The organism is Erythrobacter sp. JB1-4, assembly GCF_057365025.1.
Genome location: NZ_CP200292.1, coordinates 2010535 through 2023477, shown reverse-complemented (window position 1 = coordinate 2023477; position 12943 = coordinate 2010535). Strand labels below are relative to the sequence as shown.

The window sequence follows — 12943 nt, the reverse complement described above, 5'->3', positions numbered from 1 at the left end:
CACGCGGAGAGGGATTTGGGATCATGATGTTTGGAGCAGCCATTGCCGCTGTGACAGCATACCTCATCGCACTGTTCTGGCTGGCTTCCTGGCAGGACCGTGCCCGCGAGCGAGGCGTTGTCGCATCAAAGACAGCCGATTGGCTGTCGCGCAATCAAAGCCTGATTTGTGGCTTGAGCATTGGTGTCTATTGCACCAGCTGGACCTTCTTCGGCGGCGTTGGAACAGCGGCGCGGGACGGCCTCGATTTCCTGCCGATCTACCTTGGCCCCATTTTGGTATTCACTATCGGCTTCAGTCTTGTCCGCAAGATCCTCGCACAGTCTAAAGCGCAACATTCCACTTCAATCGCGGACTTTCTCTCTGCCCGTTACGGCAAATCAGCCAGCGTCGCGGCGCTTGTGGCGCTGATCGCAACTGTGGGTTCGCTCCCCTATATGGCGCTCCAACTCAGCTCGGTTGGGAGCTCGCTTTTGATGCTGAGTCCAGAGCTCGAAGCACAGGTGGCCGCCGATGAAATGGTCTTGATGGTGGCGGGATTGATGGCGCTCTTCGCAATCCTGTTTGGAGCAAGGCGCGCAGACAAAGCGGGCGATAATGCTGGAATGGTGCTCACCATAGCGGTGGAATCAGCGGTAAAGCTGGTCGCACTTTTGGCGCTGGCGGGATTTGCGCTGGCGCTTCTTTGGGACGCGCCACAGCCGGTTGTCGAGGCGGGCGATATCTTCAAAGCAGATCAGATCGATGCGCGGTTTATGACGCTGACCTTGATCGCAGCTTGCGCAGCCCTGTGTCTGCCACGCCAGTTTCACATGACCTTTGTCGAGGCTAGCAACAGCCGGGCAGACGCCGCCATGCGGTGGACCTTCCCGGCCTATCTCATGACCATTTCACTGGCGATTGTGCCGATTGTTTTGGCGGGGTTAAGCATCCTGCCAGCTGGCACCAATGCCGATATGATCGTCCTTGCTCTGCCCTTGGCCAGCAGCAATGAAACGCTCGCACTGCTGGTTTTTATAGGCGGGTTTTCAGCCTCTGCCGGGATGATCGTTGTCGCCAGTGTTGCGCTTTCGACCATGATCACCAACGATCTGATCGCGCCCGTCGCCTTTCGCAAAGCCTTGAGCGGCAAAGGAGATCGCAGCGCAATTGCAGGCCGCCTTTTGATGACACGAAGGCTCGTGATCGCAGCGCTCTTGTTCTTCAGCTATCTGTTTTACTTAGGTTTTGGCACGCTTGAAACGCTCGCCGGCCTTGGGACGCTAGCCTTCGCAGCGCTCGCGCAATTTGCGCCCGGATTGGTTCTTGGCGTGCTCAGCCAAACGGGCAACCGGGCAGGTATGATTGCGGGGCTGTGCACCGGTTTTGGCCTGTGGCTCGTGCTTTTGATCGGGCCGCTTGTCTCGGGCGGCGATCCGGTATTTGCCATTCATCCTGATCCTCTGGTCTCAGGTGTACTTCTTAGCCTTAGTGCCAATGTGATCATTTACTGGCTGGGGTCTGTAATGATTGCGCCATCTTTGGTTGATGCAGCACAGGCCGCGGCCTTTGCAGGCACCAATTCCAGTGGCGCGCCAGTGCGCTTCACCACCAGAAAGCGGGTCGCTGATGTCCGGCTTTTGCTGGCGCAATTTGTTGGCAAAGAGCGAGCCGATGCCAGCATCGCAGCTTTGCCCGGTGATTACCGCGATAATCACGAGGCTGACGCCGCGGTGACGGATATGGCGGAGCGAACGATTTCGGGCGTCATTGGCACCTCATCTGCTCGCATGCTGGTTGGGTCATGGGCCGGCGGTGATCCTGTGCCTTTGCAAGAAGTTGTCGCCATGTTCGACGAGACCAATAAGCGTCTCTCCTTTAGCGGTGAACTCTTGCAAATTGCGATTGAGAATATCGACCAAGGCGTGGCGCTTGTTGATGCAGAGATGCGCTTGGTCGCGTGGAATTCGCGCTATGTTCAGCTGTTCGCGCTTCCCGAGAATCTGGTCAGTGTGGGCACGCCGATTGCCGATCTCATTCGTTTCAATCTCGCGCGCACCCAAATGAGTGAAGGCGAGGTTGAAGCCAATATTGCGCGGCGGATTGCTCACATGCGCGCTGGAACCGAGCACCGGATCGAGAGCGAGCAGTATGACGGGCGCATCATGCGGATTGTCGGTTCGCCCACGCCCGGCGGTGGCTACACTACCAGCTACACCGATATTACCGCTGATCGCAGGGCAGAGGAGGCGCTTGAGGACCAGGTCGCTCTGCGCACTAAACAGCTGAGCCTGGCCAATGCAGCGCTTGCCGAAGCGACCCAGTCTAAGACCCGTTTTCTGGCAGCGGCCAGCCATGACTTGATCCAGCCTTTGAACGCGGCGCGGCTGTTTGCCTCTGCTCTTGGCGAAGAGGTGTCGGGTGAAAAATCGCTCGAGCGGTTGGTCAAGGATCTCGATGGTTCGATACTCTCCGCAGACCGTCTAATCCGCGCGCTTCTCGACATATCGAAACTCGATTCCGGTGGGGTTGAGCCTCAAATTGAGCAGGTGCAGGTCGAGCGGGTTTTTGATGAACTCGTGCGTGAATTTGCCGTACAGGCAAAGGCCAAGTCGATCTCGCTAAGGCGGGTGCATACCAGCGCTGTCATCGCAACCGACAGGGTTTGGCTGACCAGCGCGCTGCGTAATCTTGTGAGTAATGCAATCCGTTACACCTCTGAAGGAGGTGTGCTTCTAGGGGTGCGACGTAAAAGCGATGAGGTGCGTATTTGTGTCCTCGATACAGGGCGCGGGATTGCACAAGAAGACATTGAGACAGTGTTCGACGAGTTCAATCGTGGTACATCGAGCGACCGCGAAGGGCTAGGCCTAGGCTTGGCAATTGTACGCCGCGCCGCTCGCTTACTCGACATCCATGTCGAGACCACCAGCACAATCGGCAAAGGCACACAGTTTGCCCTTCATCTGCCGGTCCTGCGCTGGCAAGCTGCAGCGCCTGAGCGTCAACCCAGTCGCAAAGCGCATAGTCTAAGAGCGGCCGACGTTCTTGTGGTCGACAATGACCCTGCCGTGCTTTCTGCGACCTCTATTTTGCTCGAGAAGTGGGGGCTCACGGTCAAATGCGCGCATGGTCTGACAAATGCGATTGATGCTGCGCCGACGTCGCCCGATCTGGTCATCATGGATTACCGGCTTGACGGTGAAGAGCGCGGAGATGCTGTTTACGAAACGCTATGCCAGCACTGGGGCCTGCGCCCGCCAGCTATCCTAATGACTGCAGAGCCTTCGGATGAAACCCAAAGAGCCGCTGAAATGATGGGTGCAAACCGTCTGCTCAAACCCTCGTCACCCGCTGCCTTGCGCGCGCTTATCTCGGGCGGATTGGCGCGCGGACCTGCCAAGCCAGTTGAGTATGCGCAATAGCCCTATTGGTTGATTACATCGGCTGCGGTTTGTTCCACATCAAGTTTGCCTGCGAGCAACACGGCCTGTGTGCGATTGTTGACGCCCAGCTTGCGGAAAATTGCGGTGATATGCGCCTTCACCGTGGCCTCACTGATCTCGAGATCATAAGCGATCTGCTTGTTCAAAAGCCCCTCACGCATGGACGATAATATCCGCCGCTGTGCAGGGGTGAGGCTTGCCATATTGGCAAGGTCTGCGTCTTCCTCTTCGCCCGTCTCGGGAAACCACCCATCGCCTTCGCGCATAGCCGAAAGTGCATCGCGCATTACGTCAAGGCTGGAGGATTTAGGAATGAAGGCGGCCGCACCCAATTGCCGAGCTGCAGCGATTACGCGGGGGTCTTCGCTCGCCGATACAATCGAAATAGGAAGGGCGGGATAGTCCTGCCGCAGATCCATCAGCACCGAAAGCCCGTTGGAATCCTCCATGTGCAAGTCGAGCAGCAGAGCCTCTACAGGTGCTTGCCCAAGAGCCTCACGGGCCTTTCCAGCACTGCTTGCCTCGATGATCTTTGCCTCGGGCCACACCTTCCCCACCGCATGGCTTAAAGCCGTGCGGAAGAGAGGATGATCGTCGGCTATAACGACTTGCATAGTTAGCCCTCCCACTTGCGCCTCTAGTTGTTCTGCCCTCCCTCAATAAGGCGGTCAACAAGCGACGGATCGGCCAGCGTCGAAGTGTCACCAAGCGAGCCATAATCGTTCTCTGCGACCTTCCTCAGGATACGGCGCATGATCTTGCCCGAACGGGTTTTGGGCAGGCCATCGGTGAATTGGATGTGATCGGGGCTTGCGATTGGCCCGATTTCTTTTCGGACGTGGGTGCGCAGCTCTTTGTAAAGCTCTTCCGAACCCTCAAGTCCTGCATTTAAAGTCACGTAGCAATAGATGCCTTGCCCTTTGATATCATGCGGATAGCCGACCACAGCGGCCTCTGCGACGGTATCGTGGAGGACGAGGGCGCTTTCCACTTCGGCGGTCCCCATCCGGTGGCCGGAGACGTTGATCACGTCGTCAACACGGCCAGTGATGCGGTAGTAGCCGTCCTCGTCCCGCTTGCAGCCATCGCCGGTAAAGTATTTGCCTTTGTAAGTGCTGAAATAGGTCTGTTCGAAGCGCTCATGGTCGCCGTAGACGCTGCGCGCCTGCCCCGGCCAAGAATGGGTCACGCAAAGATTGCCTTCATTGGGCCCCTCAAGCGATCTGCCATCATTGTCGACAAGCTCCAGCTGCACGCCAAAGAAGGGAAGGCCCGCAGAACCAGGCTTCATATCGTGTGCGCCCGGAAGAGTGGTCAGCATGCAGCCGCCAGTCTCGGTCTGCCACCAGGTGTCAACAATGGGGCACCGCCCTTCCCCGACAACGTCGAAATACCAGCGCCATGCTTCGGGGTTGATCGGCTCACCGACCGACCCAAGCAGGCGCAGTGACGAACGATCCCGGCTCGTCACGAAATCATCACCTTCACGCATCAGCGCACGGATTGCCGTGGGCGCGGTATAGAGGATGTTGACCTTGTGCTTGTCCACTACGTCCCAGAAACGCCCGTGGTCAGGAAAGCTTGGCACGCCTTCAAATACGACCTGAGCCGCCCCGTTCATCAGCGGGCCATAGACGATGTAGCTGTGCCCTGTGACCCAGCCGATATCGGCGGTGCACCAGAAAACCTCGCCAGGCTGATAGTCGAAGATGTAGTGGAAGGTTGTTGCCGTCCAAACGCCGTATCCGCCGGTCGTGTGGAGCACGCCTTTGGGCTTTCCGGTGGAGCCTGAGGTGTAGAGGATGAAGAGCGGGTCTTCAGCGTTCATCACCTCGCATGGCACAGGCGCATCGGACGCCTTATCCGCAAACTTATGGTCGCGGCCTTCAGTCATCGGCACGTCAGCACCGGTGTGAGCAACGACGAGTACAGCCTCGACCCCTTCAGTGCCAGGAAGCTTCAGCGCTGCATCAACATTGGTCTTAAGTGGCACGCGTTTGGAGCCGCGAAGGCCCTCGTCAGCCGCCACAACGAAGCGCGAGCCGCAATCTTCGATGCGTCCGGCCAACGCTTCGGGAGAGAACCCGCCAAACACCACCGAGTGGATCGCGCCGATACGAGCACAGGCTAGCATCGCGGTGACGCCTTCGACCACCATCGGCATGTAAATGGTGACCCGCTCGCCCTTGGTAACGCCGATTGCTTTCAATGCATTGGCCATGGCGATCACTTCGCTTTGCAACTCAGCATAGGTGAGTGTGCGGCTTTCGTCGGTGGGGTTGTCAGGCTCAAAGATGATTGCCGGCGTATCCCCGCGCCCTGCCTCTACATGACGGTCAACCGCATTGTAGCAAAGGTTGAGCTGGCCATCTTCAAACCACTTGATGTTAGCTGGATCAAATGACCAGTCGCCGCCCTTCGTAGGCGCTTGGACCCAGTCTAGACGTTCTGCTTGCTCCAGCCAAAATCCGGCCGGATCCGAAACCGAGCGCGCATACAGTGCGTCATATTGCTCTGCGACACAGTTCGTGGCGTGAGCGGCCTGCGGTCTGACAACGGCTTCGAGCATGGTCTCATCTCCTCATATTGAGACTCACCATACAGGGCCGCAGCTCTCCTGTTTCTCAGACAAAGGTCGTACGACTTTTCGCTAGCTAGCGAGGCAGCGCACTCCCCGCCAAAACCTGAGGCTAGAAAAGATATTGTGAGGGGAGATCACAAGAATGACATCGCGCAACATCCGTGGAAGCCTGCGTCTCATTTTGCTAAGCGCAACGTGCCTGACCGCCAGCCCGGTTCTGGCTCAGGAAGCATCGGTTGACGACCGGCTGGACCGCTTGGAGGCGCTGGTTGAAGGGCTGATTGAACGGCTGGATGCACAGCAGACTGCCTCTGCCCAAAGCGAAGCCCAGATGCGTGCAGAACAAGAAGCGATGCGCGCCCAAGGCGAGGTGCTGTTAGCTGAAACGCAAAAACTTCAAGCGAATAACATCAGCCTAGAGCAGCAATTGGCTGCGTCAGCCGCTCAGGAGGGTGATGGTTTCAAGGTTGGCAACACCCGCATTACCTATGACGGCTATGTCAAACTCGACGCGATCAGCCAGCGCACAAGCGGCGGGCAGCTTGCCAACAATTCGATTCTTCGCGACTTCCTAATTCCGGGGGCTATCCCGGTGGGCGGCGCTGCTTCCGGCTTCGATACCGACTTCAGTGCGCGCCAGACACGGTTCCTGTTCAAGACCGAAACCGACGTGGGAGCCGAGCATAAGCTCACAGGCCTGATCGAGCTCGATTTTAACGTCACCTCTGGCGGCAATGAGCGGGTTTCGAACAGCTTTGTGCCGCGTATTCGCCAAGCTGTTATCTCTTACGACAATTGGACATTCGGTCAGACATGGTCGACCTTCCAAAACGTCGGCGCTTTACCAGACAGCCTCGATTTCATCGGTGTGACGCCAGGCACCGTCTTCGACCGCCAGCCTCTTATCCGCTATACAAATGGCGGACTTCAGGTCGCGGTTGAGCAACCCGAAACAACGGTCACATCGCCAGCTGGCGCCCGCGTGCTAGCAGGTGACGACCAATTGCCAGACGTTGTCGGACGCTACAATTGGTCCGGTGACTGGGGCAACTTTACAGCGGCAGGCATTGTGCGCCAGTTGCACGTCTCCACGGACGATTTGATGGGCGTCGATGACAACGCTTTTGCCTATGGTCTGAGCCTTTCGGGCAAGCTCAAGGTCGGCGGGAAGGATGACTTCCGCTTCATGGCAACCGCTGGTGATGGTCTTGGCCGCTACATCGGCCTCAACATCGTCAATGATGCAGCGATCGATGCCAATGGAAATCTCGATCCGATCTTCACCTACTCCGGATTTGCCGCCTATCGCCGGGTGTGGGGAGACAAAACCCGCTCAAGCATCGGGGCATCATACTTCAAAGCGGATAACCCGGTTCTCCTGACCACCAACCAAGTGACCGATGAGAGCTGGAATGCGTTTGCCAACATCATCTGGACGCCCGTCACCCCGCTCGATATCGGGATCGAGCTGATGTATGCCGAGCGCACTCTCGAAGATGGTCGCAGCGGCAATCTCCAGCGCGTGCAATTCTCGACGCGCTACAATTTTTAGCCGCTGCAACTGGACTGCTCGCAATCGGCCCAAAATCTGACCCATTGCAGGGGCTGGTTCCAGCATGACAGACAGAAGCATCAGATATCCGGGGCTGGAAGGGATAACAGACAAAGCGAGCATTTCCCACGCTCGCCTAGAATCGCCGCAGGAATGCCATGCCGGCTGTGCCGGTGTATTCCTCGCCGACTAACGGGCTTGCGCGCACCTCGTCGCTAAGCAGGCGAAAATCAGCAAAAGCGATGATGGCGGTGCGGCGCCCCAACTGCCAGGCGATGTCGGCAGATGCGAACGGTTCGATTGAGCTTTCTGGAGTAAACTGCGCAAGGGTTGCGTTGGCTTCTTCGGGGCGCACACCGAACAAATGGTCATTTAACTTTTTGTCGCGGTACGAAGCACCGCCTGCTAGATCGAAGGCCACTCTTCCTAGCTCGAACTCCACTCCGACCCGGCCCGATGCTTCATAACCATTGTGTATATCAAGAACGTCATGGGTCCCTTGGAATTCGACATAAGCAGGCCCTGCATTGAACCGTGCGCGAAGGCCCGCTTCGGCGGTTGTTTTGCGATCAATCCCTTCAAATTGAGGGGATTCGGCAGGGTCAGTAAAGGCAAAACGGGGCTCTGCCAGCGCAGTGAGTTCAAACACCTCGTTATCCCAAAATGTGTACGTGAACCCGTCGATGCCGATGTGCATGTTTTCCCAATCATAGGCGACATAAGGCAAAGGATTGGCCTCAACCTCATCCACGCCTTCGTAAGGAGAAAAATCTGCAAGCACCGCGATACCAATCGTAAGCCCTTCGGCTTCGCCTGGCCCTTGAAAGCCATCCTGAGCAAAAGCGGGGCTACCAGCACACATCGTAAGGGCGAAAAGCAATTTAGTGGTACGCATAACATTCTCCAGAAAATGGCCGGGGATTTGGCCTTGCGAAGAACATGTGAAGGCAACGGGTGATAGGGGCATCCAGCGGTGTGTTTTGAGACAACCAACCGTGTCTTTCCCCTCATATCGGGACGCGGACACCTTGTGCTTTGTGCAGGTGCCACACTACGCCTCTCGCCAGAACGCAAGCGGCGCATACAGCGCCGTCATCAGGAGCAATCGTTGACCAATCTGGATATGTTCCTTGGTGTCATGACCGCCATGGCGCTGGGGCAGTCTTTACTCAGTGCAAGCCTGCTGTCGGTTAGTGAGGCCCCCAAAGATGTGCGGATGCCGCTCATCGTCTTTTTCATTGCGAACGCAGTGACGGAGATTTCTTCGTTGCCCTCTTTATTCGAATTTTCCTACCTCAGTATCGAACACGCTATTGTCCTTGCAGGACTACCGGCGACCCTGCTTTTGGCGCCAGCGGTGTGGATCTATCTCGTCGCTCTCACCTCTGAACATCCGGCCCATCTGACCAAACGCCAGTTGTGGCATTTCGCACCATTTGCCCTTGGCGTTCTGGTCTGCATCGCAATGGCCATCGTATCGGAGGATGTTCGTGAGCAGATATTCGGTGATCAACCGCGCACTGATGCACCGGTCGTATTCTTCTCAACTCTGCTTGTGATTGCGATTATCCTCATAAACGCCGCACAACTGATCGGATACACATTCCCGATTATTCACAGACTGCTTAGGTATTGGAAGCGCCTGCGCGACCTTTATGCGAGCACAGACAAACGTGATCTGAGCTGGGTAATCTGGATGCTAGGCCTATTGCTCATTAATGTGATCTGGTCGCTTTACACAACGTTCTTCGAAACCTCCGGCCACGAGGAAATCGTGGGTGAAGTCGCCAATGTTGCACTGATTTGGTTGTTGTCTGTTTGGGGACTGAAACAGCTTCCCGGTTTGCGCGCCCATTCCGTCTCCGATGAGCCTGCGCTTGTCGAAGAAGAAGAAGAAGAAACCAACAATATCAATGACAAGACACGCTACGCCAAATCGGCTCTGTCTGATGAGCATATAGATCGGATTGCAAAAGATATAGACCGCGCCATGCGAACAGATGCGCTCTACCTTAACCCCAACCTATCATTGAGGCACTTGGCCAGCCACATCAGAACCCATCCAAACTACGTGTCGCAAACGTTGAACGGGCGTCTGAATTCGACCTTTTTTGACTACATTAATGGCTGGCGTATCCGCGATGCTATGCCCCGCCTTGCACAAAGCGATGAGCAAGTGACCAATATCGCGTATGATGTCGGATTCAATTCGCGGTCATCGTTTTACAACGCATTCAAAAGAGAGACCGGAGAGACACCAACGCAATATCGCGAGCGCGTTCGCGCGGAGCCTTAAAAGCATTTTGCAAGGGCACCTTAGTGCTGTGAGCCAGCGAGGCGAGCTTTGATCGTTCTTGCCAACTCTGTGATTGATCGCCTGTGGCTGGCAACCAGATCGGTCGAGTTAAAAACCGTTATGGGAAGCTCAGGCGCAATGCCGCGCGCTTCCCAATTGCGACCTTGAGCATCGGTATAGATTTCATTGGACAAGGTAACTTCCCAGCCATTGGGCAGCTCTTTTTCGAGCACGTCCGAAAATGCCCCGCGAGTGGGCTGGCCTGCATGGGTAACATTCGGAAGCGCCCGCAAGGCGAGAGTCAAAACTTCGCCGCCGCTGACGGTTGCCTGCGAAGTCAGAACATAAACCGGCCCTGTGAACCGTGCCCCATTATGCGGGGAGACTATATGGCCGAAAGGCTGTGTGACTGAGCTGTCAGCTGCGCGCTTGCTGTAGCCGAGCATCTTGCTGCTGGCGAAGCGGCTGGCAATGGCGCGGCTGATAAAATCATACCCACCCATATTAACACTCAGATCTATGATTAGTGCTTGGGCCCCGCGTTTCTCAAATCGCTTGAACGCCTTATCTAGAACGGCGTTCAGCTCAGCGAGGTCGTCCTTCTCATGTCCCAATCCCTTGCCTGCAAATCCCGCGACGGTGATAAAAGTCATGTAGGCGATCTCGTTGTCCACCATCCCGTACTGGATACGGTTATCGCCAGCCATCTCGCCGCGCCGCTTTAAGATATCGCCCGCGATACTGCGCAGCCAGAATGCTTCGATAAATTTGTCGTTCAATTCCGATCGCGCGGTCCCGGTGCGCGCGGCCTCGGTGGTAAGATACCGGCTGACTACGCTGGGATTGGCATCAAAGCTTTGGTCTGACCCATCCACATGTGCGGTGATGGACACATGGCCATCTTTGAGCGGTTCCAGCAGGTCGGTTAGGATTGCGAACAGGTCTTCGTCCGATGTGTTGGCTGTAACTTTTGCGCGGGCACTAGCAACGCGCGCCGCCCAGTCTGTGTCGTAGAGATCGAAGAAGGCGTAATGCTCTGCGAAATAGGCGGCAAAAGCATCGAAAGTGCCGATGGCATCATCGCGTGCAGGCGTATTGCATTGGGCCGGGACGGCCTCGATCCGGTTCATCTGCATCGGATAGTCTTCCAAGGTTGGCGTGAAGCTTCCTTCATACCCATTGGCCGCGATCTTCAACGCGCCTTTACTGATATAATGGTTCAGGTTTTCGACGCTGGTTTTGGACTGCACGCAGGCATCGCCCGCCACATGATAGAGCGCCACATTCTCGTCTCTGAGGTCGAGGACATACCCATAGCCATCAGACTGCCAAACGCCATCAGGCTTTTGAGAATGCGCGTCCCCCGGTTCAGAAGGCAGTCGAGCAGTGGCGCAGCCGGATTGGAGCATTAGGGCCGCGATAATCGTGGTGGCTGAAATTGCGCTGCGAAGGGCAGGTTTGGTCATGAATTGTCTCGCTTAGTCTGGTTAATCGCCGAGTGGGCCTTTGCTTCATCCGCCTATGCGGTGCAGCCTTGAGTGTTTGCGCTCCTGGACATTCTCAAACGATTGCAGCATCGCAGAGCCTCTCACATTGAGGACAAAACTGCTCACATAAGTCCGCCCGTCAGGTGTGCGGGCGCATTGCGCCTGCAAATTGAAAGCATCGACTCTCGCGACCATCGCCGGCTGGAATGACTCGGGCGCTGTAAGGGCAAAACTGAGAATGGCGGGCTGCTTTTTATCGACCGTCACGGTGCCGGTAAGATGTTTCATCAGCTTGATGTCATCCTTGTCGGTTTGGTCCGGTAATGGCTTGAACCGATAAGTCGCGGTCGTGGCGGTTTGGCTGATCAAATTGGCTCGCGTGCGAGGGATGCGCCGGGCAAAATTATGACACCAAAAATCATCCGAAGCCTCCGCATCAATATCCTTTAGGCCTTGGCGCTGTTCGGAATTGAGGGCGGCGCGTTTAGGGGCAAGCATGGCCACCCTTTTTCCAGCGGGACGGTCTGGATGAATGCGAGCGCGACCTTCAAAATCATCAACTCTCAGGTCAAGCTGATAGGAATAGTCAGGCCCCCTCGTGTTTGCATCCAGAGCTGCGTTTAGTGGATCGTCCGTCTTGGCATTCGCTGCGCTGCTCAGGGCGATCAGCGAAAGGCATGGAAACAGAAAAGTGCGCAGCATTATGATGTACTCCTTTGGCTAGGAGCTATTCAGTTATACGGAACGCAGGCATTGGGCGTCCACATATGGCGGCAAGGACACCTTGTGATCCGCCACATCACTCGCGATCAAAGTCTGGCTTTTCCAAGGGGCCGTAGCCCACAGTGGCGTTTGCGACATCGCGGCTGACAAAGCTCTTCGTTATCTGGCTGGCGCAAGCGCTCATTGTCAGGCCGCTCAAGGCTACCAGTGCGAGGCACGAGAAGCGGGAAATGCACAGCGGTTTCTCAAATTTCATTTAGACGCTCCGGCCCAGAATCGGACCAAAGTTCACCCCGCTTGGGACCCAACCGATCAATGGACAAAAACGCCTCAAACAAAGCTGAATTTCGGGAGACAGCGGAAAAGACTTAAGCCTTTATGAGTCTGATTTCCCAGCTGAAAGGCATGGTGCCGCTTACAGGATTTGAACCCGTGACCCCATCATTACGAATTTATTGGAGTAGTTTGGAATAATCCATATTCGTCAGACCCTTAGACCGCCCGACGCAGCCACCTTTTGCGCCACCCCACAGTGAACCCAAAGTGCGTTCGCGTTCAACGATCGCCGTTTCCTAGCGAAAGTGCTTTACTTCAGCCGACCTCCGTAAGTCGACCGCAACCATACCCATTGCAGCGGCTGGTATCGGCATGAGAGCGAGGGGCGTCAGATGTCCGAGATTGGGAGTGAAACCGGACAGAAGTGGGGACTGATTGGGTGCCTCACTATGTGCATCAGTACGCATCAAGCATGCAGATATGCGCATTTTTGCAACGGCCTTAGCGCTTGAAGCCTTTGCGCAGAAATCTATCAAATGGCACGCTAAAGAAGATCGCAGACGGCGAAGTGCCGAATTGCGAACTAGTGGATAGGAATAAGCT

Annotated in this window: 8 protein-coding genes; 3 read left to right on the top strand and 5 right to left on the bottom strand. The window is 56.1% G+C overall.

From position 1 onward, the window contains the following. Window positions 1-23: 23 nt before the first annotated feature. A complete protein-coding gene (locus AC0V61_RS09510; protein WP_486157006.1) occupies window positions 24-3404 on the top strand; it encodes a hybrid sensor histidine kinase/response regulator in 3381 nt (1126 codons plus the stop codon). 2 nt (window positions 3405-3406) lie between these two features. Here AC0V61_RS09510 and AC0V61_RS09505 read toward each other — a convergent pair whose 3' ends face one another. Further along, window positions 3407-4039 carry a LuxR C-terminal-related transcriptional regulator gene (locus AC0V61_RS09505; RefSeq protein ID WP_486157005.1) on the bottom strand — a complete coding sequence of 211 codons (633 nt, stop codon included), beginning with the start codon at window positions 4037-4039 and terminating at the stop codon, window positions 3407-3409. 23 nt (window positions 4040-4062) lie between these two features. Beyond that, window positions 4063-5994, bottom strand: coding sequence for an acetate--CoA ligase (acs, locus tag AC0V61_RS09500; RefSeq protein WP_486157004.1), 1932 nt, complete (start codon window positions 5992-5994; stop codon window positions 4063-4065). 154 nt (window positions 5995-6148) lie between these two features. Here acs and AC0V61_RS09495 point away from each other — a divergent pair, with 154 nt between their 5' ends. Next, window positions 6149-7558, top strand: coding sequence for a DcaP family trimeric outer membrane transporter (locus tag AC0V61_RS09495; protein ID WP_486157003.1), 1410 nt, complete (start codon window positions 6149-6151; stop codon window positions 7556-7558). Window positions 7559-7694: 136 nt separating this feature from the next. Here AC0V61_RS09495 and AC0V61_RS09490 read toward each other — a convergent pair whose 3' ends face one another. Continuing rightward, on the bottom strand, window positions 7695-8453 hold the full coding sequence (locus AC0V61_RS09490; protein ID WP_486157002.1) for a MipA/OmpV family protein: 759 nt from the start codon (window positions 8451-8453) through the stop codon (window positions 7695-7697). 213 nt (window positions 8454-8666) lie between these two features. Here AC0V61_RS09490 and AC0V61_RS09485 point away from each other — a divergent pair, with 213 nt between their 5' ends. Then, window positions 8667-9854: a helix-turn-helix domain-containing protein gene (locus AC0V61_RS09485; RefSeq protein WP_486157001.1), complete on the top strand. Its 1188-nt coding sequence runs from the start codon at window positions 8667-8669 to the stop codon at window positions 9852-9854. 20 nt (window positions 9855-9874) lie between these two features. Here AC0V61_RS09485 and AC0V61_RS09480 read toward each other — a convergent pair whose 3' ends face one another. Next, entirely contained in the window at window positions 9875-11320 is a 1446-nt protein-coding gene (locus AC0V61_RS09480) for a S41 family peptidase (RefSeq protein ID WP_486157000.1), read from the bottom strand. A 45-nt stretch (window positions 11321-11365) separates the two neighbouring features. After that, a complete protein-coding gene (locus AC0V61_RS09475) occupies window positions 11366-12043 on the bottom strand; it encodes a hypothetical protein (protein ID WP_486156999.1) in 678 nt (225 codons plus the stop codon). Between the last annotated feature and the right edge of the window lie 900 nt (window positions 12044-12943).